Annotated in this window: 25 protein-coding genes; 12 read left to right on the forward strand and 13 right to left on the reverse strand. The window is 68.7% G+C overall.

Annotated features, from left to right (window positions below; genetic code table 11):
* Window positions 1-140 precede the first annotated feature (140 nt).
* Complete coding sequence (locus RS83_RS05975) at window positions 141-1178, reverse strand: LacI family DNA-binding transcriptional regulator (protein ID WP_045278607.1); 1038 nt, start codon at window positions 1176-1178, stop codon at window positions 141-143.
* Between the two features lie 222 nt (window positions 1179-1400).
* Here RS83_RS05975 and RS83_RS05980 point away from each other — a divergent pair, with 222 nt between their 5' ends.
* Window positions 1401-3497, forward strand: a complete 2097-nt coding sequence (locus tag RS83_RS05980; RefSeq protein WP_045278608.1) for an RICIN domain-containing protein — start codon at window positions 1401-1403, stop codon at window positions 3495-3497.
* Between the two features lie 112 nt (window positions 3498-3609).
* Entirely contained in the window at window positions 3610-4074 is a 465-nt protein-coding gene (locus tag RS83_RS05985; RefSeq protein ID WP_045278680.1) for a heme-degrading domain-containing protein, read from the forward strand.
* Here the strand turns inward: RS83_RS05985 and nhaA are convergent.
* The gene (gene nhaA / locus RS83_RS05990) at window positions 4071-5297 is read right to left on the reverse strand and encodes a Na+/H+ antiporter NhaA (RefSeq protein WP_331454291.1); all 1227 of its coding nucleotides are present in this window, start codon (window positions 5295-5297) and stop codon (window positions 4071-4073) included. The genes RS83_RS05985 and nhaA overlap by 4 nt on opposite strands.
* Window positions 5298-5378: 81 nt before the next feature.
* Window positions 5379-5549: a hypothetical protein gene (locus RS83_RS18935; RefSeq protein ID WP_197072073.1), complete on the reverse strand. Its 171-nt coding sequence runs from the start codon at window positions 5547-5549 to the stop codon at window positions 5379-5381.
* Between the two features lie 371 nt (window positions 5550-5920).
* Between RS83_RS18935 and RS83_RS05995 the strand changes: the two genes are divergently transcribed.
* On the forward strand, window positions 5921-6499 hold the full coding sequence (locus RS83_RS05995) for a hypothetical protein (protein WP_045278610.1): 579 nt from the start codon (window positions 5921-5923) through the stop codon (window positions 6497-6499).
* Here RS83_RS05995 and RS83_RS06000 read toward each other — a convergent pair.
* The 3 genes from RS83_RS06000 to RS83_RS06010 all read right to left on the reverse strand — a co-directional run bounded on the left by RS83_RS06000 (window position 6481) and on the right by RS83_RS06010 (window position 8055).
* Window positions 6481-6984 (reverse strand): hypothetical protein, encoded by a 504-nt coding sequence (locus RS83_RS06000; RefSeq protein WP_045278611.1) that lies wholly within the window; start codon window positions 6982-6984, stop codon window positions 6481-6483. The two genes, RS83_RS05995 and RS83_RS06000, sit on opposite strands and share 19 nt — an antisense overlap.
* Window positions 6981-7577, reverse strand: coding sequence for an RNA polymerase sigma factor (locus RS83_RS06005; protein WP_045278612.1), 597 nt, complete (start codon window positions 7575-7577; stop codon window positions 6981-6983). The genes RS83_RS06000 and RS83_RS06005 overlap by 4 nt, the downstream gene beginning before the upstream one ends.
* Window positions 7578-7677: 100 nt before the next feature.
* Window positions 7678-8055, reverse strand: coding sequence for a helix-turn-helix domain-containing protein (locus tag RS83_RS06010; RefSeq protein ID WP_045278613.1), 378 nt, complete (start codon window positions 8053-8055; stop codon window positions 7678-7680).
* Window positions 8056-8175: 120 nt separating this feature from the next.
* On the opposite strand from RS83_RS06010, the gene RS83_RS06015 reads away from it, so the two are divergent.
* The 4 genes from RS83_RS06015 to RS83_RS06030 all read left to right on the forward strand — a co-directional run bounded on the left by RS83_RS06015 (window position 8176) and on the right by RS83_RS06030 (window position 11491).
* Entirely contained in the window at window positions 8176-9222 is a 1047-nt protein-coding gene (locus tag RS83_RS06015) for a hypothetical protein (protein WP_045278614.1), read from the forward strand.
* The gene (locus RS83_RS06020; protein ID WP_052678904.1) at window positions 9219-9626 is read left to right on the forward strand and encodes a GntR family transcriptional regulator; all 408 of its coding nucleotides are present in this window, start codon (window positions 9219-9221) and stop codon (window positions 9624-9626) included. Before RS83_RS06015 ends, RS83_RS06020 begins: the two co-directional genes overlap by 4 nt.
* A gap of 72 nt (window positions 9627-9698) precedes the next feature.
* Entirely contained in the window at window positions 9699-10499 is an 801-nt protein-coding gene (locus RS83_RS06025) for a siderophore-interacting protein (RefSeq protein ID WP_045278615.1), read from the forward strand.
* Window positions 10499-11491, forward strand: coding sequence for an aldo/keto reductase (locus tag RS83_RS06030; RefSeq protein ID WP_082071548.1), 993 nt, complete (start codon window positions 10499-10501; stop codon window positions 11489-11491). Before RS83_RS06025 ends, RS83_RS06030 begins: the two co-directional genes overlap by 1 nt.
* An 8-nt stretch (window positions 11492-11499) precedes the next feature.
* On the opposite strand, the gene RS83_RS06035 is transcribed toward RS83_RS06030, so the two are convergent.
* Entirely contained in the window at window positions 11500-11988 is a 489-nt protein-coding gene (locus RS83_RS06035; RefSeq protein WP_045278616.1) for a MarR family winged helix-turn-helix transcriptional regulator, read from the reverse strand.
* 89 nt (window positions 11989-12077) lie between these two features.
* Here RS83_RS06035 and RS83_RS06040 point away from each other — a divergent pair, with 89 nt between their 5' ends.
* The gene (locus RS83_RS06040) at window positions 12078-12863 is read left to right on the forward strand and encodes an SDR family NAD(P)-dependent oxidoreductase (protein WP_045278617.1); all 786 of its coding nucleotides are present in this window, start codon (window positions 12078-12080) and stop codon (window positions 12861-12863) included.
* A 143-nt stretch (window positions 12864-13006) separates the two neighbouring features.
* On the opposite strand, the gene RS83_RS06045 is transcribed toward RS83_RS06040, so the two are convergent.
* The 4 genes from RS83_RS06045 to RS83_RS06060 all read right to left on the reverse strand — a co-directional run bounded on the left by RS83_RS06045 (window position 13007) and on the right by RS83_RS06060 (window position 18290).
* On the reverse strand, window positions 13007-13606 hold the full coding sequence (locus RS83_RS06045; RefSeq protein ID WP_045278618.1) for a hypothetical protein: 600 nt from the start codon (window positions 13604-13606) through the stop codon (window positions 13007-13009).
* Window positions 13607-13830: 224 nt separating this feature from the next.
* The gene (uvrA, locus tag RS83_RS06050) at window positions 13831-16371 is read right to left on the reverse strand and encodes an excinuclease ABC subunit UvrA (RefSeq protein WP_045278619.1); all 2541 of its coding nucleotides are present in this window, start codon (window positions 16369-16371) and stop codon (window positions 13831-13833) included.
* A gap of 111 nt (window positions 16372-16482) precedes the next feature.
* Entirely contained in the window at window positions 16483-17109 is a 627-nt protein-coding gene (locus RS83_RS06055) for a response regulator (protein ID WP_045278620.1), read from the reverse strand.
* Window positions 17106-18290, reverse strand: a complete 1185-nt coding sequence (locus RS83_RS06060) for a sensor histidine kinase (protein WP_045278621.1) — start codon at window positions 18288-18290, stop codon at window positions 17106-17108. Before RS83_RS06060 ends, RS83_RS06055 begins: the two co-directional genes overlap by 4 nt.
* A gap of 164 nt (window positions 18291-18454) precedes the next feature.
* Here RS83_RS06060 and RS83_RS06065 point away from each other — a divergent pair, with 164 nt between their 5' ends.
* Entirely contained in the window at window positions 18455-19525 is a 1071-nt protein-coding gene (locus RS83_RS06065) for an FtsX-like permease family protein (protein WP_045278683.1), read from the forward strand.
* Complete coding sequence (locus RS83_RS06070; protein ID WP_045278622.1) at window positions 19522-20214, forward strand: ABC transporter ATP-binding protein; 693 nt, start codon at window positions 19522-19524, stop codon at window positions 20212-20214. Before RS83_RS06065 ends, RS83_RS06070 begins: the two co-directional genes overlap by 4 nt.
* A gap of 22 nt (window positions 20215-20236) precedes the next feature.
* Here the strand turns inward: RS83_RS06070 and RS83_RS06075 are convergent, their stop codons facing one another.
* Complete coding sequence (locus RS83_RS06075; RefSeq protein WP_045278623.1) at window positions 20237-21121, reverse strand: aldo/keto reductase; 885 nt, start codon at window positions 21119-21121, stop codon at window positions 20237-20239.
* 119 nt (window positions 21122-21240) lie between these two features.
* On the opposite strand from RS83_RS06075, the gene RS83_RS06080 reads away from it, so the two are divergent.
* Together RS83_RS06080 and RS83_RS06085 are read left to right on the forward strand one after the other, a co-directional pair.
* Entirely contained in the window at window positions 21241-21501 is a 261-nt protein-coding gene (locus RS83_RS06080; RefSeq protein WP_045278624.1) for a type II toxin-antitoxin system prevent-host-death family antitoxin, read from the forward strand.
* Window positions 21498-21761 (forward strand): type II toxin-antitoxin system RelE family toxin, encoded by a 264-nt coding sequence (locus RS83_RS06085; RefSeq protein WP_045278625.1) that lies wholly within the window; start codon window positions 21498-21500, stop codon window positions 21759-21761. Before RS83_RS06080 ends, RS83_RS06085 begins: the two co-directional genes overlap by 4 nt.
* Window positions 21762-21816: 55 nt before the next feature.
* Here the strand turns inward: RS83_RS06085 and RS83_RS06090 are convergent, their stop codons facing one another.
* Window positions 21817-22398 (reverse strand): putative glycolipid-binding domain-containing protein, encoded by a 582-nt coding sequence (locus tag RS83_RS06090; protein WP_045278626.1) that lies wholly within the window; start codon window positions 22396-22398, stop codon window positions 21817-21819.
* Between the last annotated feature and the right edge of the window lie 9 nt (window positions 22399-22407).

A 22407-nucleotide genomic window follows, 5' to 3' on the forward strand; every position in this document is an offset into this window, starting at 1 on the left:
TTGATGCCCTTCTGTGACTGCATTGTCGGTTCGGCTCGGGATGCCGGGTCAGGTGCTCGGGTTTTACAACGTTGGAGGTAAACGTTGTAAATGGATGATCGCGCCTCATCGGGCCGGTGTCAAGAGGGCGCGACTCCGGGTCAGCGCCTGGGCACCGTCGACTCGCGCTCGACGAGCGAGAATCCGGTGAAGATCTCCCGTGGCGGGCCATCGTCGGTTCCCCGGATCCGAGCGACGAGGAGCTCGACCGCAGTCCTGGCGATCTCGGATCGTCCTGGGGCGATGGTCGAGAGCGCAGGCAGGCTGTAGCGGGTCTCGTCGAGGTCATCGAAGCCGATCACCGCGACGTCATCCGGCACATGCACGCCTCGCTCCAGCAGCACACGAAGCGCACCGAGAGCCAGCGAGTCGTTGAAGGCGACGACGCCGTCGAACTCGACCCCGGCATCGAGCACCGCGCGCATCGCGTCGGCGCCGTCTGCGCGGTGCCAGAGGTCGACCGGCACCACGAGTGCGTCGTCGAGCGCGACGCCGGCCTTCGCCAGGGCATCCGCATAGCCGCGCAGCCGCAGCCCGGGGGATCCGACCTCCTCGTCGGGGTGCGACCCGAGGGCGAGGATGCGTCGACGGCCGATTCCGAGCAGGTGGGCGGTTGCTGCTTCCGCGCCCTCGGTGTTGCGCATCGTGACGTGATCGCGCGAGGAGTCGAAGATGCGCTCGCCGAGCAGCACCATCGGCACGGGGACGCGCTCGAGCAGCGCCGCATCACCCGGTTCGAGCGTGAGGACGGAGTGCAGGATGCCGTCGAGTCCGCGAAGGTGCGCATCGCGCAGCGCGGCGAGCTCGCTCTCGCGATCGAGGTCGAACTGCTCGATGAGCACCGAGAAGCCGAGCTCACGCGCTGCCCGCATCACGTCGTCGGCGAGTTCGGCGAAGTAGGGGTTGCGCAGATCGGGGACGATCAGTCCGATCATGTCCGTGCGTCCGGAGCGCAGGCTTCGCGCGGCTCGGTTCGGCTTGTACTGCAGCAGCTCGATCGCCGCCTCGACCCGCCCGCGTGTCTCAGGACGGATGTGCTGATAGCCGTTGATGACGTTCGAGACCGTCTTGATCGACACGCCCGCCGCCCGAGCGACGTCGTGCAGAGTCGCCGTCGCCTCTGCCCCTGCTGGTTTCATTCTGGGCACTCTACAACGTTTCCCCTGCGGCCCAGGGAGACGAGCGGATCCCGAACCGGATGCTTGACGCCGGAGCGACGGCACCATACTGTTGCCGCGGGTCTCTACAACGTTGCAGAACCCGCAATGTCGAGGCTTGCATCACCAGACAGAGTGCAAGGGCACGCGCTACGTGGGCGCGCGCACGCTCTCGCCCCCCGGAGAACTGAGGAGCAGGAGAACATGCAAGATTCCCAACCACCGCGCGGCCGTACGGCCAGGAGAGTCGCAGCCGCCCTGGCAGGCCTCGCCCTGATCGCAGGCGCCGTCATCGCCCCGAGCGCAGCATCCGCCGTGACCACCGGCAACGGCGCACTCGTGTATTCGCCAGCCGCCGGATCGTCGTTCAATCCCGAGGGCGGTGCCCCAGCCGGCACCACCTACGCCAAGATCATCGTGCTGAAGAACAACGGATCGAACAACGGCACCCAGCTCGTGACCTTCGATCAGCTGGTGCTGCAGAACGGGGTGCAGGTCTACCCGATCTACCGCAGCACCAACGACGGAGCATCGTGGACCAAGGTCGCCGACGTCAACCCGAGCGCGACCTTCCCGACATTCACGCGCACCGCGCAGCCGTTCCTGTACGAAGTGACGCAGACCACCGGCAATCTCGCAGCGGGAACCATCCTCCTCACCGGCATGATCATGCCGGAGGACCGGTCGAGCAGCAGGCTCGTGGTCTACAAGAGCACTGACCGGGGATCGACCTGGAGCTTCCTGAGCACCATCGATTCCGGTGGCCCTGCCGTCTACGACCCCTCGCCGTCATCCACGACCACCACGGTGTGGGAGCCGTCGCTCGCCATCGACGCCAACGGCGGTCTCGTCGCGTACTACTCCGACGAACGGCAGAAGGCGAACGGGGTGCTGCAGGCGGTCTCGTATCGGCGGTCGACGGACGGCGGGCAGACCTGGGGTTCGCTGGTGAACGTCTCGGCGCCCACCAATCAGAGCGACAGGCCGGGCATGATCACGGTCGCCAAGCTCCCGGACGGTCGGTACATCGCCACCTTCGAGGTCGTGAACCGGCCGAGCCAGACGCAGAACACCGCTCCGGTCTACTTCAAGATCTCGAACGACGGACTCAACTGGGGCACGACCACCAGCATCGGCACGCCGATCCAACTCGCGGACGGTCGCGGGATCGGATCCTCGCCGTTCGTGAAGTGGGTGCCGTCCGGCGGCCCGAAGGGCGCGTTGATCGTCGCCTCGAAGTGGTCGTTGACTCCATCCGGAGCCATCGACGGCGGCCAGAACTTCTTCGTCAACTACAACCTCGGCGCCGGTCCCTGGGAGCGACTGCCGATGGCCGTGACGTATGACGCGACCGACACGCAGGGCGGGAACTTCAGCGGGTTCGCGCAGGGCATCGACGTCGGTGCAGACGGGCGCACGCTCTATCAGGCGACGAACGTCGAGAACACCGTGACCGGCCTCAACGATGTGCGCGTCGGCTCCATCCCCCTCGACGCGCAGCAGTACGAGGCCGAGAAGGCGACGCTCAACGATGCAGCGGTCGTCACGCATCCGCAGGCCAGCAACGGACAGAAGATCGGGAACATCAACAACGCCGGAAGCTTCGTGCAGTTCACGGTGCGGGTCCCCGCGGCAGGCACCTACACGCTGAATGCGCGATACGACAACGGGTTCGGTTCTGCGGCGACCCACAACGTGAGCGTCAACGGCGGCACGGCATCCTCCATCAGCTATCCGGCGACGGTCGACTGGGGGCGGTACGGGTGGGCGCAGAAGTCGGTCACCCTCAACGCCGGGACGAACACGATCCGGTTCACCAAGGGCACCAACTTCGCGGAGCTCGATGCGATCCACCTGTATCGCAGCACGGCATTGGACCCGCAGTTCCAGGTGGTGAACCGCAACAGCGGCAAGCTCCTGGAAGTCCTCAGCGCTCTCACGACGGACGGTGCAGCGGTCGGGCAGTGGGGATCGACGGGCAACGCCACTCAGCGTTGGAATCTGAAAGCGTCAGGGACGTCGACACAGCTCGTGAACGTCAACAGCGGGAAGCTGCTCGAGATCCCGTCGGCGGCGACCGCTGATGGCGTCGATGCGGTGCAGTGGGGCTCGACCGGTTCCGCGACCCAGAACTGGAACGCGGCCACCAGTGGCGGCTGGTGGACCTTCACCAATGCCAACAGCGGGAAGCTGCTCGAGATCGACGGATGCTCGGCCGCCGACGGCGCAGTCGCTCAGCAGTGGGGCTCGACCGGGGCGACCTGTCAGCAGTGGCGGCTCGTGAAGGAGGGCATCCAGTAAGAGTGAGCGCGCGGATGGCGACGGGTTCCCTGGAGCCCGTCGCCATCCGTGCGTTTCGAGGAGAATGGGCCAAGGCGACCGGCGCCCGCACGACCGACGCGACAGGACGACGATGACCGACGACGCATGGCTGACCCGACTCGAAGACGAGCACCGGGACCTGGAGCTGAGCCGCTTCGACAGGGCCGACGCCTGGCGTCTCGGCAGTTCCATCGCGGAGCGCGCACTGGCCGCGTCGTACCCGGTCGCGATCGATGTGCGCACGGCATCCGGCATCCTGTTCCATGCCTCGATGCCGGGCGCGACCGCCGACAACGACGAGTGGGTGCGACGCAAAGCCGCCACCGCGTTCCGCTTCGAGACGAGCACGGCGCTGCTCGAAGCGCGCGTCGCCGCCGGGGGCCGCGACTTCTTCGAGCCAGGGTGGCTCGATGCCGCCGAGTACGCGGTCGCCGGCGGCGCGGTGCCCATCCGGGTGACGGGCGTCGGGGTCGTGGCCGTCGTGACCGTCTCCGGTCTGCCATCGGCCGATGACCACGCCCTCGTCGTGCAGGCGATCGAGCAGCTGCGGGGCTAGCCGCGCAGTCGCGCTCGTCGGTTCCGCGCGCCCAGCAGCATCCCGCCGATGATCGCCGCGATCAGGGATCCGAGCAGCACCCCGATCTTCACGTGCTCGTCGGCGATCGAGCGCTGCCCGAACGCGAGCTCGCCGACGAGCAGTGACACCGTGAAGCCGATCCCGGCAAGGAACGACACTCCCACGAGGTCGGGCCAACGCAGCGTCTCGTCCATGCGAATCGCTGGGATGCGGCTGAGTGCGAAGGTCGTCGACAGGATGCCGATGGGCTTGCCGAGGACGAGTCCGACGATGATCCCGAGGGTGATCGGGTCGCGCACCGCCGAGACCAGACCGTCGACACCGCCGATCGAGACGCCGGCGGCGAAGAAGGCGAACACCGGCACGGCGACGAGCGTCGCGACCGGGCTCCAACGGTCGGCGAAGTGCGCCGCGAGACCCTCATATGCCCCGCCGGGCATGCGTACCCTCGCGCGCACCGTCGGCAGCACCGGCACGAGGAAGCCGAGCAGCACACCGGCGACGGTCGCGTGCACTCCTGACGCGTGCACGCACACCCAGGTGGCGACCGCGAGCGGCAGCAGTGCCCACCACTGGCGGACTCCTCGCTGCACCAGCGCACCGAATCCCGCGAGGGGGAGGAGTGCGAGCGTGAGCCACGGCAGGCTGATCGACTCGGTGTAGAACGTGGCAATCACGGTGATCGCGATGAGGTCGTCGACGATCGCGAGCGTCAGCAGGAAGACCCGCAGGGCCGGAGGGAGGAAACGACCGACGACCGCGATCACCGCCACAGCGAACGCGATGTCCGTCGCGGTCGGGATCGCCCAGCCGCGCATGGCGTCGGGGTTCCCGAGATTCACGAGCACGAAGCACAGGGCCGGCACGATGACGCCGCCGATGGCCGCGGCGATCGGCAGCGCAGCGGCACGCGGGTCGCGGAGGCGCCCTGACACGAACTCCTCCTTGAGCTCGAGGCCGACGACGAAGAAGAAGATCGCGAGCAGGCCGTCTGACGCCCAGGCGCCGAGGCTCAGCTCCAGGTGCAGTTCGGGGATGCCGAACGTGAAGTCGCGCAGCGACGTGTACCAGCCGGCGGCCGGACTGTTGGCGAGGACGAGCGCCGTCGCGGTCGCGAGCAGCAGCAGCGCGCCACCGAAGACGTCGCTGCGGACGGTGGTGCGGATGCCGCGCCACAGCTCGTGCGGCGCGACGGAGAACAAGGGACGAGAAGAAGACATAGATATACCCCGATGGTGGGCGAGCGCGGATGCAGAGGAGCCACGCCGCCCGAAGGGCGTGGCCTAGCGCGCTGGCGGCGGGCAGCCGGCGATCTCGCCGTGCGACAGGGTGCCCCACACGCTCGTCCACCCGTTCGTCCCAGGATGCAGCAGCACGCGCATCCACTCGACGAACGGCGTCGCGGACGCCAGCAGTCGAGGGGCGCGGGATGCACCGAGCACAGGGGAGAGCATGTCTCCCAGCGTATCGGGGGTGCCTGACACGAAACCAGGAGCGGGTGCGGTGGTCCGTTTGCCCACCCACCGCACCCGCGGAGAGGACCGGAGCGCTCGTGACGGTGTCGCCGCGGGTGCATACCCCCCGGTAAGCGGTTCCGCGACAGCCGAGCACGGCGCGCTGGGACTGATCCTCTGACCCATTCGTCACCCGATGACGGTGGGTTCTTCGAGCCTATGAGCCTCGCGCGCGAACCCCACTACAGAATCCGCGCCAGCATCCGTCGGACATCCGGCGGATTCCCGCCGAACGACCCTCGAACGACCGGAACCCACCGACAGGGCTTGGACATACCGAAGCGAATCCAACCCCTATCGGAGGAGCTTCCATGTCTCTACGTCTCTGGTCTGCAACGGCCGCTCTGGTCACCGCGCTGGTGGTCATCCCGTCGGCGTCCGTCGCCGCTGACACCGCACCCGAACCGCCCGCGGCCTGCACGGTCGGCGGTGTGAGCGTTCCAGACGGATCGCCGCTGCCGACCGACATCCCGACCGTCGTCTCCTGCTTCGACTCGGTCGAGGAAGCCGAGCAGTTCATCGAGGCCGGTGCGCCCGGCGACCTCGAACAACTGCAGCCGGCGCAGGATGCCGCACGTGGGACGACCGCGCGCGCAGCGGCATCCACCGTCATCGTCGGAAAGGCGTGGACGGGCGCATCCCGCAGCGGCACCGCGTTGCTCCACTGGGGAGCGGGGGCCGGGTGCTTCGGGACGACCTTCGGGTTCCCGAGCCTCGCCTCGGGCTGGAACAACACCATCCGCTCGGCAGAGGGGCTGGTGAACTGCTGGTCAGTGCAGTACGACCTCTCCAACTACGGAGGCACCTTCGTGACCTGCTCGTCCTACTGCTCGGGACTGGGCACCATGGCTGCGCGGACGTCATCCATCGTCTACCGGCCGGCAGGCTGATAGGGATGCAGCTTCAGCACTGAGCACTCGACGCGCCCGGGGACGAGCGCCGGTTCCCCATGTTCGGTCACGCAGGTCGTGTACTCGGACGGAGCCACCCCGGGCGCGGGCGAGGGGTCGAGCGGATCGGTCGACTCCATCTGTCCCGACTCCCACACGATGTCGCACATCGCCTCGGCGTCGGTGATCTCGACGACGCCGTCGGGTGTGGCGACGCTCGAGCCGGGACCGGGCAGCGAGCCGTCGGGGTTCAGATACGCGCCCTTGAGGCACCAGACGATGGCGGTCTCGCTCACGGGACGTTCTTCGAGCAGTATCACAGCGGCGATCCCGGATCCGGCGAGGGTGAGCACGCCACCGGCGATCGCCAGGCGACCCCAGATCGTCTTCCACCACTTCGGGCGCGTCAGATCACGGCGCATCCGCTCGATGAGCAGGTCCTGCACCTCGGCGCGGTGCGGCATGCCGTCGAACTCGGGACTCATGCCTTCACCTCCTCGATCATCGGATCGTATTGCTGCAGCGTGCCGCGCAGACGTGCTTTGACCCGTGACAGGCGCGATTTCACCGTACCCTCCGGGATGCCGAGGGCGACAGCGGCCTCGTGCATGGGCAGCTCGTGCACGACGCAGAGGATCACGACGCTGGCTTCCTTCGGATGCAGCTGCATGAGCGCCGCCCGCACATCGGCAGAGATCTTCAGCGTGTCCATCGCGCGGGCCACCTCGTCTGCATGGTCCGGAACATCACCATCGTGGGGGATGCGGCTGAGCAGGCGGTGATAGCGACGGCTCGAGCGCAGCTTGTTCTTGGCCGCATACGAGGTCGTGGCGAGGAGCCAGGGCAGCACCGAATCGTCGACGAGCCGGACGCTGTCGCGCTTGCGCCACAGTTCGAAGAACGCGGTCGCCGCGACCTCCTCGGCATCCCAGGTCGTGCGCATCAGCACCAGTGCGACCCGGTAGACAGAGGCCTGGTGGCGGTCGTGGAGGAGCCGGTATGCGGGTTCGTCGCCGCGCGAGAGTCGGAACAGGAGCTCGCCATCGCTCGACGCAGGCTGCGCGTTGAACTCCGGCACGATCTCACCTCGAACGTCATCGCCGGGTCCATGCTCCCGACTGAGTCGAGTCTATGCGTCTCGTGACCACAGAATCTGAGACCGTTGCGCTCCGTTGCGATCAGCTCGCCTCGGCGAGTCGACGGTGCGACGACCGGAGTGCGTGCTTCCGGTCGAAGCGCGCCTCGCGGGGTGTGCAGCGCAGGTATCGGTGGCACTGCGCACGGAACGTCTCGTAGGTGCCGTAGCCGCAGCTCTTCGCGATCTCGGACATCGGAACGGCCGGGTGGACCGCAGCCAGAGCCACGGCCTGCTTGAGTCGACGCTTCGCCAGCACTTCGGCGACGCCCACCTGGCAGGTGAACGCCCGGTCGAGTTGGCGTCGTGACACGAAGAGTTCACGAGCGAGCCAGTGCGGGTCGACGCGGGGGTCGCGATAGTGCTCGTCGATGAGTGCGAGGCATCGGGTGCGCAGTTCGACGAGGTCAGTGCCGTCCATATAGGGATATGTCCGGATCCGTGGATTCGGTTCCATCTTTTTTCGAATCCACACTCTTGTATCTGAGGAATGACACAACTTGTGATAGACAGGTGGCACAACGTATCGATCGGAGATCGCATGACACGGAGCGGTGCAACCTCGCTCAGCCTGTCGGAGCTCATGGGTGCCGCGTTCTGGACGCCCCTGTTCTCCCTGCTCCTGGCAGTGGTGGTCTGCGGGTTCCTGCTCATCGCGCTGTCACGCCCGGGTCGTGCGGAGCGCCGCGCTGCCCCGTTGTCCGACGGTGCCGCCATGTCGGTCAGGGCCCGGTATCGTCCGGCGCAGCGCACGCTCGGCATCGTCGCGATCGTCGTCACCGTGCTCTTCATCGCGGAACACCTCATTCGCGGGTACGTGCTCGATGTCGCAGCTGTCGTGGCGTGGTGGCGCGTCGCCGCGGTGCTGTGGTTCGCGCTGCTCGGCCTCGGCGTGGTGCTCGGCATGATCCTGCGTCGGCGGACTGCGTCGTCCGAGCAACCTGTCGTCCCGGCCGCGCGACGGACGTGGACGACGTTCGGCCCTCGACGCGGCCTGCTGCTCGCAGGTGCAGTCGCGCTCATCCTGCTGGTGACGACGGTCGTGGCCGGACTGGCGTCGTCTCCTGACCGGGAAGGGCAGTACGCCGGACTCGACATCCCGATCCCCAACAAGCCCGAGATCGATCCGATCCGGGTGCCGTTCTTCGGCTGGGCATATGGAGTGCCGGTGATCATCGGGCTGACTGCGCTCGCGCTCGTGACGTGGGCGGTGCTCCACGTGAATGCGGCGCGGCCCTATATCCGCCCGGAGACCGTCGCGGCGGAACGCCTCCTCCGACGGGAGATCGCCGGGGATGCCGTCGGCATCATGATCGCGGGGATGCTGTTGGCCACGGCGAGTGCGTGGCGATTCGTCGCCCGTGCAGGGTCGGTGTCATCGCTGGAGATCATGGGCGAGAACGACGGCAGTCCGTATGACGCGACGTGGCGATACGCAGAGGCGGCGCTCGCCGCAGGATGGGCCGCTCCGATCCTGGAGATCAGCGCATTCGTGCTCCTCATGCTGGTCGCCAGTCGACTTCGGCGGCGTGACGGCGCGTCGGCGGGGAGCGCGGACCGTGCACCGGACGCGGCGGTCACCCGGTGACGTCGTCGCCGATCCTCGCCAGCGCGGATGAGGCGAGCCCCACGATGGACATCTATCGGCAACTGCGCGGACTCATCGTCTCAGGGCAGCTCGGTGCGAACGAGCGGCTGCCCACCGTCCGCCAGACCGCAAGCGACCTCGGTGTGGCGGCAGGCACCGTCGCGAAGGCGTACAAGATGCTCGAACACGAGGGTCTCGTCGTCACCAGGACGGCCGCGGGCACCCGTGTCGCCGAGTCCGCGGCGGTGCTCCCGTCGTCCGTGATGCGCCGCATTCGAGAGCTGGTCGCCGAATCGTCGGCATCCGGCGCGGACGCCGACGATGTGGTCAATGTGCTCCGTGTGGTCTGGCGGACGGAGGTCGGCGGCGCCGGCGGCGCAGCACGTCAGAGCGACGCCGACTGACCTTTCGGGCCCCGCGCCTCTCAGGCCGGGCAGACTGGAGGGGACCGTGCACGCAGAGACTTCGGAGAAGTGATGACGCAGGAGCAGCCCCGGAGGACGCCGACCCAGGCAGTACTCGCCGTGCAGGAGGTGGAGCAGGTCAGCCCGGACCTCATCCGCATCACTGCCGGCGGTGACGGGTATGAGGCGTTCAACGACAACGACTTCACCGACAAGTACGTGAAGGTCCTGTTCGCCGACCCGAGGCATGGACTCACTCCGCCGTACGACCTGGCGCAGCTGCGCCAGGAGAGCCCCGAGAAGCTCCCGACCCCGCGCACCTACACGATCCGCTCGGCCGATCCGGTGCAGCGACGACTCGTGATCGACTTCGTCGTGCACGGCGACGAGGGGGTCGCAGGGCCATGGGCGCGCGGCGCGCGCGTCGGCGACACGATCGTCGTCAGCGGCGCCGGTGGCGGCTACCGTCCCGACCCCGCTGCCGCCTGGCACCTTTTGGTCGGCGACCACACGGCGCTGCCGGCGATCTCCTCAGCGGTCGAGGCGATGGATCCCGCCGCTCGCGGACACGTGCTGCTCACGGTCGCGGATGCCGATGACCGCATCCTTCCCGAAACGCCTGCCGGTGTCACGGTCGCCTGGACGCAGACCGACGACGAGCTGCTCGCAGTGCTCGGCGAGCTGCCGTGGGCAGAGGGGCACCCGCACGTCTTCGCGCACGGAGAGCGCGGCACGATCAAGCAGGTGCGGGCCTTCCTGAAACAGCACGACGTGCCGCGGGAGTCGCTGTCGATCTCGGCATACTGGGCACGCGGTCGCGCCGAGGACCAGTTCCAGGCCGAGAAGCGCGAGCCGATCGGGCAGATCGACTGATGGGAATCGAGATGAACGACAGTGTGCGGCTGGGGAACACCGGCCTTCGGATCTCACCCGTGGTGCTCGGCTGCATGAGCTTCGGTGCGCCGGACCGCGGCGCGCACCGTTGGTCGCTCGATGAGGAGACCAGCAGGCCGCTCATCCGGCAGGCGCTCGAAGCCGGGATCACCACGTTCGACACCGCGGACGTGTACTCCGACGGCACGAGCGAGGAGTTCGTCGGTCGCGCGCTCGCCGACTTCGCGCGACGCGACGAGATCGTGATCGCCACGAAGGTGCACGGTCGGATGGGGCCGGGAGCGAATCAGGCCGGACTCAGCCGCGCGCACATCCTGTCCGGCATCGACGCGAGTCTCCGACGGCTCGGAACCGATCACGTCGACCTCTACCAGATCCACCGGTGGGATCCCGAGACGCCGATCGAGGAGACCATGGAGGCGCTCCACGACGTCGTGCGCTCCGGGAAGGCGCGGTACATCGGAGCATCCTCGATGTGGGCGTGGCAGTTCGGGAAGGCGCAGCATGTCGCCGCTGTGAACGGATGGACGCCGTTCGTCTCGATGCAGGACCAGTACAACCTCCTGCAGCGCGAGGAGGAGCGCGAGATGCACCCGTACTGCCTCGACTCCGGCGTCGGAGTGCTGCCCTGGTCGCCGCTCGCGCGCGGCCGCCTCACCCGCGACTGGGACGAGACGACCGCACGCACCGCGACCGACGAGTTCGGTGCGACGCTCTACCGTCGCGAGGAGGACTCCAACCGCGCGATCGTCGAGGCCGTGGCTCGCGTGGCCGCCGAGCGCGGTGTGTCCCGCGCGCAGATCGCCCTCGCCTGGGTGGCGCAGCAATCGGCGGTCACCGCCCCGATCGTGGGAGCCACTCGCGCCGAGCACATCGACGATGCGGTCGCCTCAGCCGGCATCCGTCTGGAGTCGACCGAGCTCGCCCAGCTCGAGAGCGCGTACACGCCGCGGGAGGCCGAGGGGTTCTGACTCGGCGGTCAGACGGACGGCGCCCAGCCGCCCTCGTCGCGGATCGCGCTCGTGATGCGGTGGCTCGCGGTGCGCAGCTGCCTCGCCTGGGTCGGGGTGAGTGCTTCGAAGACGAGTCTCCGCACGAGGGCGACGTGTCCGGGGGCCGCGGCGCGCGCAGCATCCGCCCCATCGTCCGTGAGCGTCGCGAGGGTGATGCGGCCGTCGCGCGGATCAGGCGCGCGCCGCGCCCAGTCGCGTGCTTCGAGTCGGGCGACGGCGCGAGAGAGCCGCGACAGGGTGCTGTTCGCATAGCTCGCGAGCTGGGTCATCTGCAGCGTGCGATCGTCTGCCTGCGAGAGTGCGAAGAGGATGCCGTAGTCGAAGTGGCTGATGCCGGAGTCGCGGTGCAGCTGACCGTCGAGCGCTGCCGGCAACCACTCGAGCAGCGTCGCGAGTGCGGACCACGTCTCGAGCTCGTCCTGATCGAGTGATTCCGCCGACTCCGGTCCTGTCATGCTTCCACCCTAGATCATCACTTGCTCAGGAAAGTGATGTTACTTTTACTTGCTCAAGAAAGTAAATCGACAGCAAGGACAGACACGCAATGAATCTCGAACTGGCGGACAAGAAGGTCTTCATCAGCGGCTCGACGCAGGGCATCGGCTTCGCGGTGGCCGCCCTCTGCGCGGCGGAAGGGGCCGCGGTGGTGCTGAACGGACGCACGCAGCACGGGGTCGCGGATGCCGTCGGACGGCTGCGCGCCGAGGTGCCGGATGCCGAGGTCTCGGGCATCGCCGCTGATCTGTCCGACGCCGCTGAGGTCAGCGCGTTGCTCGAGACGCTCGGCGAGGTTGACGTGCTGGTGAACAACACCGGCGTCTTCGACGTGGTGGCGTTCGAGGAGATCGGTGACGCGGAGTGGACTCGCTACTTCGAGACCAACGTGATGGGTGCCGTCCGCCTGTCGAGGGCCCTGCTGCCGGCGATGCTCGAGAACGACTGGGGTCGGATCGTCTTCATCGGCACCGAGTCGGCGGTCGACGTGCCGGCTGGGATGATCCACTACGGCGCGACGAAGGCTGCGGCACTCGCTCTCGCGAACGGACTCGCGAAGCTGACTCGGGGCACCGGTGTCACGGTGAACACCGTGCTCGGCGGCCCGACGTACTCAGACGGGGTCGCGCGCCAGGTCGAACACATCGCCGCCGCGAACTCGATGACTGCCGACGAGTTGAAGGGGTCGCTGATCCGCGAGACCTCGCTGCTGCAGCGCTTCATCGAGCCGGACGAGATCGCGCACCTCGTCGCGTACCTCGCGAGTCCGCTCTCGTCGGCGACGAACGGCGCGGCGCTGCGGGCGGACGGTGGCGTGCTGACGACGATCCTGTAGGCCGGTCGCCTGTGCCGAGCGGCCCCTTTCTGCGCGAGCGGCCCCCCTTCCCTCGGTGCTCAACGGGCCGGGTCGCGGGAAAAGGGGTGGCTCGACAGGGGGGGGGCGGATGCGTCACGAACAGCGGCCGCGCCTGACCAGGCTCAGACCGGGGGACGGGTGTAGGGCACGGTGACGACGCCGTCGCCGTAGCCGGGAGCAGAGAAGCGGATCGTGATGATGCCGTCGTACTCGAGCGTGCCTCCGACGAACGACTCGACGCCGAACATGAAGCCGTTCAGGGTGCTGCCGCCGTAGCTCGAGACGGTGGTCGCCTGTGTCACGCCGGTCGGCACCGTGGTCTGGAAGATATACGTCTCGTGCGCGGCGTCATCGGCCGCGCCCTGCACGAGGGTCCAACCGAGGATGCTGCCGGCCTCGCTCGGCACCGCGCTCGCATAGAGATACAACCCGGTGCTTCCCGAGTTCGCCCCGGTACCGGCCCACGTGATGGTCGCCGAAACCGTGACCGGCGACGCAGAAGGAGCAGGGAGTGCGACCTGGCCGCTGAGTCGGAACTCCGAGCTCCCGCTGCCGAACTCGTCGGTGAAGGTGATCACGACCCCGCTTGCGTCGAGTGCCGCGACGCTCGCGGCGGCGAGCGGCGCTGCGACTGCGGTGGCGATGACGGGCACGGACCAGGCGGCCGCCCCGAGCAGTGTGCGGCGCGAGAGCGAGGTGCGGGTGGCGGAATCGTCGGTCACGGAGCGTCCTTCACGATGGGGGACCACCGGAGGGGATCCGCACCGGGCGATTCGGTGCGGGGCCAGCATATCGGTGGGTCGGAGGCGAGCGTGGACGCATGACGATCAGACGACGTGCGCGAACGGCACGATCGTGATCGACGCCAGGGCCGGGGGCTGTCAGCCGCCGGGGCATGGCCCGCTGCGCCGACTGCAGCATGGAGCCGCCGTCGTGGCTCGACTGCTCAGCGCGCCAGGCGTGCGGCGAGATACGGCGCGGTGCGGCTCGCGGGATCGCTCGCGACGGCATCCGGAGTCCCGGTCGCGATGATCCGCCCGCCGGCATCCCCGCCGGATGGTCCGAGGTCGATCACCCAGTCGGCAGCCGCGACGACATCCATCTCGTGCTCGACGACCACGACCGTGTCACCCGAGTCGACGAGCGCGTGCAGCTGCGCGAGCAGCAGTCGCACGTCGGCAGGATGCAGCCCGGTCGTCGGCTCGTCGAGCAGATAGAGGGTGTGCCCGCGTCGCACCCGCTGCAGCTCCGTCGCCAGCTTGATGCGCTGCGCCTCGCCGCCGGACAACTCGGTCGCGGGCTGCCCGAGGCGCAGATAGCCGAGTCCGACGTCGAGGAGGGTCTGCAGGCTGCGTGCGGCGGCCGGAACCGACGCGAGGAACTCGGATGCCTGCTCGACCGTGAGCGCCAGGACATCGGCGATCGTCTTGCCCTCATAGGTGACTTCGAGTGTCTCGGCGTTGTACCGCGCGCCGTGGCAGGCGGGGCACCGGCCGTAGCTGCCGGGCAGGAAGAGGAGCTCGACCGACACGAACCCTTCGCCGAGGCAGGTCTCGCAGCGCCCACCGGCGACGTTGAACGAGAAGCGTCCGGCGGTGTAGCCGCGCTCCCTGGCGAGGTCGGTCTTCGCGAACGTGGCCCGCACCGCGTCGAACAGACCGGTGTACGTCGCGAGGTTCGATCGAGGCGTGCGGCCGATCGGCTTCTGGTCGACGCGCACGAGCCGGTCGATGTGCTCCAGACCCCTCGCCCGGCGGACGGTGAGGGTGTCGGCATCCGCGTCCGGCACGGTCGCCTCAGCGAGGTCGGCGGTGGTCTCCTCGTCGAGATCGTCGGTGCTGCCCTCGTCGTCGGAGCGCAGATGCTCACGCACCACATCGCGGAGCACCCTGCTCACGAGCGTCGACTTCCCCGATCCGGAGACCCCGGTGACGGCGACGAAGGTGCCGAGCGGAATCGACGCGTCGACGCCTCGGAGGTTGTGCAGCGTGATGCCCTCGACCGTGAGCCAGTCCGACGGTGCACGGGGTTCGCGACGGTCGTCGGCCGAGGTGCGCTGATCGGGGAACAGGAACGGCCGGGTGACGGATGCCTCGACCGCGGCGAGTCCATCGACGGAGCCGCTGTAGAGCACCTCGCCGCCGCCCTCGCCCGCGCCGGGACCGACGTCGACGATCCAGTCGGCGTGCCGCACGACATCCATGTTGTGCTCGACCACGAACACCGAGTTGCCGGAGCGTTTCAGCTGCTCGAGCACCTCGAGCAGTGGTTCAGCGTCAGCAGGATGCAGGCCGGCTGACGGCTCGTCGAGCACGTAGATGACGCCGAAGAGCCCCGACCGCAGCTGGGTCGCGAGCCGCAGCCGCTGCATCTCGCCCGGGGAGAGCGTGGTGGTGACTCGGCCGAGCCCGAGGTAGCCGAGGCCGAGATCCGTGAGCACCGTGATGCGCGCCAGCAGGTCGGTGGTGATCGCGACGGCGACGTCGGTGCGCTCGCCGGAGAGCGTGGTCGGCAGTGCCGGCTCGGCATCCGTCAGCTGTGTCGTCGGGCGGATGATCTCGGCGAGCTCGGTCATCGGGAGGGCGTTGAGCTCGGCGATCGAGCGTCCGGCGAACGTGACCGCCAGGGCCTCACGGCGGAGGCCGGTGCCGTGGCAGAGCGGGCACGGACCCGAGCGGACGAACTGCAGCACCTTCGTGCGCATCATCTGGCTCTTCGAGTCGGCGAGCGTGTGGAACACGTACTTCTTCGCGCTCCAGAACATGCCGTTGTACGGCTTCGCGACGCGATCGCGCTGTGGGGTGATCTGCACCACCGGCTGCTCGTCGGTGAACAGGATCCAGTCGCGGTCGGCCTGATCGAGGTCGCGCCACGGACGGTCGACGTCGTAGCCGAGCTTGATCGTGATGTCGCGCAGGTTCTTCGCCTGCCAGGCTCCCGGCCAGGCGGCGATCGCGCCGTCGCGGATGCTCAGCGAGGGGTCGGGCACGAGCGACTCCTCGGTGACGGTGTGCGCGATGCCGATGCCGTGGCACTCGGGGCAGGCGCCGGCCACGGTGTTCGGCGAGAACGCGTCGGAGTCGAGCCGGGTGGTGAAGCCCTCGGGGAAGGTGCCGGCGCGCGAGAACAGCATCCGGAGCGAATTCGACAGCGTGGTGACGGTGCCGACGCTGGAGCGCGAACTGGGTGCGCCGCGGCGCTGCTGCAGCGCGACGGCCGGCGGCAGTCCCGAGATCGACTCGACGTGCGGATCATGCCCCTGCTGGATGAGTCGTCGTGCGTACGGCGCGACCGACTCGAGGTACCGGCGCTGGGCCTCGGTGAAGATCGTGCCGAACGCGAGCGAGGACTTGCCCGATCCGGAGACGCCGGTGAACGCGACGATCCGGTCGCGCGGCACGTCGACGTCGACGTTGCGGAGGTTGTTCTCGTTGGCGCCGCGAACGCGGACGAACGGGTCGGTCGGGTCGTTCGGGAGTGCGGGCATCGGTCGAGTGTATGTGGGTGGTGGGGTGCATCGCGAAGCCTTGACGGCCCGGTGCACGGTGTGCAGCGATGCCGGTCAGGCACGCCTCGCACAGGTGATGCAGGGGCCGGACTACCGGAGGATGCCGCGTCGGCGGGCAGCGGACACGGCGGCAGTGCGGGAGCTGACGTCGAGCTTCGAGAAGATGTGGGCGAGGTGCGACTTCACGGTCGTGTCGCTGATGAACAGCTCGTTCGCGACGTCGGTGTTGGACTTTCCGGCGGCGACGAGCTCGAGGACTTCGATCTCGCGGCTGCTCAGACTGATCTGCGGAGCGCGCATCCGGTCGAGCAGGCGGGTGGCGATCACCGGGGCGAGTGCGCTCTCGCCCGCGGCTGCCGCGCGGACGGCCGCGATGAGCTCATGCGGCGGCGCATCCTTCAGGAGATAGCCGCTGGCTCCTGCCTCGACGGCGCTGAGGATGTCGGCATCGGAGTCGTAGTTCGTCAGCACCAGCACATACGGGGCTGCGTCGAGCGCCCGGATGCTCCGGGTGGCATCTGCGCCGGTGGCGGTCTCGTTCGCGCCGAACTGCAGGTCCATGAGCACGACGTCGGGGCTCAAACGCTCGGCGAGTTCGACGGCTTCCTGTGGCGTGCTCGCCTCGGCGACGATCTCGACATCGGACTCCAGGCTGAACAGGGCGACGAGCCCGGCGCGGACGATGGGATGGTCGTCGGCGATCACGAGCCGGATCATGCGAGCTCCGTCACTCGCAGGTCGACGGTCAGGGTGGTTCCCCGGCCCGGCGTGGAATCGACCGTGAGCGTGCCGCCGAGCTGCTGCACCCGCTCGGCCGTCGCCTGCAGCCCGAACGAGTCGGACTTCTCCGCGGCATCCTTCGAGGTCGCCAGCGGATCGAATCCGGTCCCGTCGTCGGTGACCGTGAAGTGCAGCCGGTCGGCTTCGACGGCGATCGAGATCGTCGCGGTGGTGGCCTGCGCATGCTGGATCACGTTCGCGATCGCCCCCTGAGCGATGCGGAGCAGTGCAGTCTGCAGATGCATCGGCAGGGTGATCGTGTCGGAGACCCGCACCTGCACGTCGAGCCCTTGGCTGGCCCACTGGGTGGCGGCGAGGCGGCGCAGCGCTCCGCCGAGCGTCTGGTCATCGAGCTGCGGCGGGGTGAGCTCGCGGATGAACCTGCGAGCTTCGACGAGGTTCGCGGCGGCGGTCTCGCGGGCGAGTCGGATGTGCTCGACGCCGGGGCGGTCAGGGTCGGCGCGCTCGGCCGCGTGCAGGAGCATCTGGATGCTGGAGAGTCCTTGGGCGAGCGTGTCGTGGATCTCGCGGGCGAGGCGGGCTCGTTCGGCGAGTACCCCCGATTCGTGCTCGGTCGCGGCGAGCTGTCCCTGCGTGGCGATGAGCTCTCGCACGAGCGCTTCGCGCTGCTCGGCCTCGCGGGCGAGCGCCTGGTAACCGAGGCCGATCAGGAGCGCGACGCCCGCGCCGACCAGGGGCCCGACGACGCCGCCGACGGTCCAGCCGCTGTGCACGCCGAGGGCGCAGATCGCGACGATCGTGGAGGCCAGGATCGCCGCCGAGCCCCACCAGCGGCCGAGCAGATGGAGATCGAGGAAGAACAGCGGGAACACGAGGTACGCGGCATCCGGGATCAACCACAGCAGCACGGCCCATTCGACCGTCAGGATCGCCAACCACGCCAGTGGGGCGATGCCGCGCGCCCGGGTGGTCCTGGTGAGCACCGCACCGAACGCGTAGGTCACCACGAGGACGACCGTGAGGGCGATCACGGTGCCGCTCGCATCGGTGGGGACGAGCAGTGCCCGCACGATCACGAGGCCGGCGAGCGCGAGGAAGAGCACGTGCAGGCCGGTGCGCAGACCCACGAAGACGGGGGTCAGTGCGGTGTGTGCCATGGGCTGAACTCTACGCGGCGGCCCGAGGCAGGTCATCGTCGGAAAGGAGGATCTGCGGGTGCACACTGCGGGCGCGGAACAGCGTTCCGGTGGCCGATGACCACGCCGCCGCGGCGCACGAGAGTGGAATGGTCGTCGCGTTCGGCGGCAGGAAAGGCACACACATGTTCGTCGCACTCCGCGAGCTCCGGTTCGCCAGAGGTCGATTCATCCTCATCGGCGCCGTCGTCGCGCTCATCACCGTGCTCGTCGGCTTCCTCAGCGGCCTGACCGGTGGCCTCGCGACCCAGAACATCTCGGCCGTGGTCGGTCTGCCGGCCGACCGCATCGTGTTCTCCGCCCCCACCGCGGGCGAGACCTCCGCCAGCTTCGCCGACTCGACGATCACCGAGCAGCAGGCGACGGACTGGGCGGCGACCGACGGGGTCGCGAGCGCCCGGCCGGTCGGGATCAGCCAGACCCGCGGCGAAGCGGGAGACATCCGTGCCGCGATCGCCGTGTTCGGTGTGGAGCCTGGGTTCGACGCCACCGCCCCCTCTGCCGATGGGCGACTCGGCCTGTCCGATCCCGCCGCCGAGGCCCTCGGGGCGCAGACCGGCGACGACGTGACGATCGGGGGCACGACGTACACGGTCGAGACCATCGGCGGCGACGGCTGGTACAGCCACACCCCGGTCGTGCAGATGACGCTCCACGACTGGCAGGCCTACTCCGCGGCCACCGGCAATCCCGATGCGTATGCGACGGTGCTCGCGGTGACCGGGAGCCCGGAATGGGATGCTGCCGATGCGTCCAACGACACGGTGTCGGAGTCGACGCTGGGGTCGCTCATGGCGCTGAGCGCATTCCGATCCGAGATCGGATCGCTGCTGCTGATGGTGGGGATGCTGTTCGGCATCTCCGGACTCGTGATCGGGGCGTTCTTCACCGTCTGGACGATGCAGCGGAAGGGCGACATCGCCGTGCTCAAGGCGCTGGGTGCGAGCACGCCGTCGCTGGTGCGCGATGCCCTCGGTCAGGCGCTGGTCGTGCTGCTCGTCGGCATCGGCCTCGGGTTGGGCGCGGTCGTCGCGCTCGGCACGCTCGCCGGCACTGCGCTGCCGTTCCTGCTCAGCCCGATCACGACCGTGCTCCCGGGCGCGATCATGATCGTCCTCGGACTCGCCGGAGCCGCGTTCGCGCTCCGTTCCGTCACCTCCGCAGACCCACTCACAGCCCTCGGGAGCAACCGATGATCCGCCTGAACACCATCACCCTGACGTTCCCTGACGGAGACAGTCGTGTCACCGCCGTCGACGGCGTCTCCCTCACCGCCCACCCCGGCACCGTCACCGGCATCACCGGACCCAGCGGGTCAGGCAAGTCGAGCCTGCTCGCGGTCGCTGCCACGCTGATCCGGCCGGACGCCGGACAGGTGTTCATCGACGACATCGATGCCACCGGGCTGAACGCCCGCGAAGCGACGGAACTGCGACGCGACCGGATCGGGATCGTGTTCCAGCAGTCCAACCTGATCCCCGCACTCACGGCCCGCGAGCAGCTCACGGTCATGAACGAGCTCGGCGCCACGGGCAGTCGCCGCCGGCGCGCGGCCACCTCGAGCCGCGCCGACGCGCTGCTCGACGCCGTCGGACTCGGCGACCACGGCGACAAGCGGCCGCACCAGCTCTCCGGCGGGCAGCGTCAGCGCGTCAACATCGCCCGCGCGCTGATGAACGACCCGAGCGTGCTCCTGGTCGATGAGCCCACCAGCGCCCTCGACCAGGAACGCGGAGCGAGCATCATCGACCTCATCCTGCGCCTCACCGACGAGCTGAACACCTCGACCCTGCTCGTGACACACGACCTGGTGCACCTGCCGCGCATGCACGGCGTCGTCCAGCTCGTCGACGGCCGCCTCGTCGAGACTCCCGTCGCGGTGTGAGGTCGCGTCGCGGCATCCGACCTCAGTCCTGATCGAGCGCGGCCAGTTCGTCGCGCGTCAGCTCGAGGTCGGCAGCCGCGGCGGAGTCCAGGACCGACTGCGGACGCTTGGCCCCAGGGATCGGGATGACCACGGGCGACTGCGCCAGCTCCCAGGCCAGCGCCACCTGCTGGGCGCTCACGCCGTGGGCCTCGGCCACCTGCTGGAACGCCGGGTGGTGGGTGGCGAGCTCCTTGGCGTCCGACAGACCGCCGAGTGGACTCCAGGGCAGGAACGCCAGGCCCAGCTCGGCGCAGACGTCGATCTCGGGCCTGCTGCTGCGGAACTTCGGGCTGAACTGGTTCTGCACGCTCACGAGGCTGTCGCCGAGCGCCGCATGCGCGGCACGGATCTGCTCTGGGTCGACGTTCGACAGTCCGATCATCCGCACCTTCCCGCTGCCGGCGATCTCGACCAGCGCGCCGATGGTCTCCGCGAAATCGACCTTCGGGTCGGGGCGGTGGTGCTGCCACAGCGCGATCTGCTCGACGCCGAGCCGGGACAGGCTCGCCTCGACCGCCCGGTGCAGGTGTTCGGGGCGTCCATCGATGTCCCAGCCGCCGCCGTCGATGCGGAACGCACCGCCCTTCGTGGCAAGGAACACGCGGTCTCGTACGCCCAGCTCGTCGAGGATCGAGGCGATGAGCTTCTCGTTCTCTCCCTGCGCGTCGGCCCCCAGTTCTGTCCCGGGCCCATAGGCGTCGGCGGTGTCGAACAGGGTGATGCCGGCGTCGAGCGCGGCGCGGACCGTGTCGAGCAGCTGCTCGCGGGGCTGATGTCCGGTCTGGTCGAAGGTCATCAGGCCGAGCCCGATCGCTCCGACCTCGACGCGGCCGACGGTGTCATTGCCGAGTGTGCGTGTGTGCATGGGTCGACCATAGGTGCGGCGGGCGGGCGCCGAGAGGGGGTGGACACCGTGGTGGGGGCGCGCGAAGATGCCGAGACGCCTCTCATCCCCCTTCTGTACATAACGGGTATTATGGACATATGAACTCGATCAGCCGCAGCGTCGCATCGAAGGATCTCCGAGACGGCCTTGCCGACATCCTCGGCGGCGTCGCCTACGGGTCCGAGCGAGTCGGCGTCACCAGGCACGGCAAACTCACGGCCGTCGTGATCAGCGTCGATGACCTCGAGTTGCTCGAAGAGCTCGAAGCCGCCCGCGACGCTGCCGAGTTCGCCGCTGCTCGAGCCGTCGATGACGGGCAGCGCGTGTCTCTCGATGACCTGCGAGCGGAAGTCGCTTGACGCGCTACCGGGTCGAGTTCACCGCGGCGGCCGCCGAAGAGATCCGCAAGCTGGATCCGCAGATCCGACGTCGGATCCTGGCCGGGGTGTCGGAGCTCGAGCGTGAACCGCGTCCACACGGGGTGCGCAAGCTCGCGGGCTACGACAACGCATGGCGCGTTCGGATCGGCGACTACCGCGTCCTGTACGAGGTGATCGACGACCAGGTACTCGTGACTGTGGTCCGGGTCGCGCACCGACGTGACGTGTACGAGATCTGATCGCGCGCGCTGGCAAGGTGGGGAGCACCGTCGAGGTGCCTTCCCCCGCCGGGCGCTACGACGCTCTCCTCGCAATTCCCGGGTAGTCCACGACGAGTCCGGCGCGGTCGTACTGCAGATCGCAGGCGAAGTCGAACGTCGACGATTCGTAGTGGAACACGAGCCGTTCCGCGGTGTCGTCGATCAGGGTGTATCGCTGTTCGAGACGTTCCACGCTCCGACCATCCGCTCGCACGAACGCCGCAGGCACCTCGACCCCCGTGCCCACGACGAAGTCGAGCCGATGGATCGGAAGCATGTTGGTGACAGCCGACGACTCGAAGTCCACGTCGACGCAGCCGTCGAGCTCGGGTCGAAGCTCGCCGTCCACGCTCCACCTGCCATCCGAGGTCCGCACGAGCGCCAGTTGTCTTCTGCCTGCGACCGCCAGGGTGGATGCCTGAGCCTCGAGCGTCGTCCAGGAATCGTCGACGGTCACGTCGTAGCCGGCGGACCAGGCAGCACCTGCTTCGTGTGCCGTGGTGTGACCGGTCAGGCGGTGCCCTTGGGGGAGGGCGGCGAAGAAGACGGCTTCGAAGCCGACGCGTGCCCCGCGATGCTGCCAGCTGGCGGACGTCGGTGGGGGTGTCAGCCTCATGCGTCGAAT

The sequence above is a fragment of the Microbacterium oxydans genome, assembly GCF_000956525.1.
Classification (GTDB): Bacteria; Actinomycetota; Actinomycetes; order Actinomycetales; family Microbacteriaceae; genus Microbacterium; species Microbacterium oxydans_A.

Bases quoted from the DNA above. Each gene is read 5' to 3' on its own strand.
- RS83_RS05975 (WP_045278607.1), bottom strand. From the start codon at position 1,178: ATGAAACCAGCAGGGGCAGAGGCGACGGCGACTCTGCACGACGTCGCT.
- RS83_RS05980 (WP_045278608.1), top strand. From the start codon at position 1,401: ATGCAAGATTCCCAACCACCGCGCGGCCGTACGGCCAGGAGAGTCGCA.
- RS83_RS05985 (WP_045278680.1), top strand. From the start codon at position 3,610: ATGACCGACGACGCATGGCTGACCCGACTCGAAGACGAGCACCGGGAC.
- RS83_RS18935 (WP_197072073.1), bottom strand. From the start codon at position 5,549: ATGCTCTCCCCTGTGCTCGGTGCATCCCGCGCCCCTCGACTGCTGGCG.
- RS83_RS05995 (WP_045278610.1), top strand. From the start codon at position 5,921: ATGTCTCTACGTCTCTGGTCTGCAACGGCCGCTCTGGTCACCGCGCTG.
- RS83_RS06000 (WP_045278611.1), bottom strand. From the start codon at position 6,984: ATGAGTCCCGAGTTCGACGGCATGCCGCACCGCGCCGAGGTGCAGGAC.
- RS83_RS06010 (WP_045278613.1), bottom strand. From the start codon at position 8,055: ATGGACGGCACTGACCTCGTCGAACTGCGCACCCGATGCCTCGCACTC.
- RS83_RS06015 (WP_045278614.1), top strand. From the start codon at position 8,176: ATGACACGGAGCGGTGCAACCTCGCTCAGCCTGTCGGAGCTCATGGGT.
- RS83_RS06025 (WP_045278615.1), top strand. From the start codon at position 9,699: ATGACGCAGGAGCAGCCCCGGAGGACGCCGACCCAGGCAGTACTCGCC.
- RS83_RS06030 (WP_082071548.1), top strand. From the start codon at position 10,499: ATGGGAATCGAGATGAACGACAGTGTGCGGCTGGGGAACACCGGCCTT.
- RS83_RS06035 (WP_045278616.1), bottom strand. From the start codon at position 11,988: ATGACAGGACCGGAGTCGGCGGAATCACTCGATCAGGACGAGCTCGAG.
- RS83_RS06040 (WP_045278617.1), top strand. From the start codon at position 12,078: ATGAATCTCGAACTGGCGGACAAGAAGGTCTTCATCAGCGGCTCGACG.
- uvrA (WP_045278619.1), bottom strand. From the start codon at position 16,371: ATGCCCGCACTCCCGAACGACCCGACCGACCCGTTCGTCCGCGTTCGC.
- RS83_RS06055 (WP_045278620.1), bottom strand. From the start codon at position 17,109: ATGATCCGGCTCGTGATCGCCGACGACCATCCCATCGTCCGCGCCGGG.
- RS83_RS06060 (WP_045278621.1), bottom strand. From the start codon at position 18,290: ATGGCACACACCGCACTGACCCCCGTCTTCGTGGGTCTGCGCACCGGC.
- RS83_RS06065 (WP_045278683.1), top strand. From the start codon at position 18,455: ATGTTCGTCGCACTCCGCGAGCTCCGGTTCGCCAGAGGTCGATTCATC.
- RS83_RS06070 (WP_045278622.1), top strand. From the start codon at position 19,522: ATGATCCGCCTGAACACCATCACCCTGACGTTCCCTGACGGAGACAGT.
- RS83_RS06075 (WP_045278623.1), bottom strand. From the start codon at position 21,121: ATGCACACACGCACACTCGGCAATGACACCGTCGGCCGCGTCGAGGTC.
- RS83_RS06080 (WP_045278624.1), top strand. From the start codon at position 21,241: ATGAACTCGATCAGCCGCAGCGTCGCATCGAAGGATCTCCGAGACGGC.
- RS83_RS06090 (WP_045278626.1), bottom strand. From the start codon at position 22,398: ATGAGGCTGACACCCCCACCGACGTCCGCCAGCTGGCAGCATCGCGGG.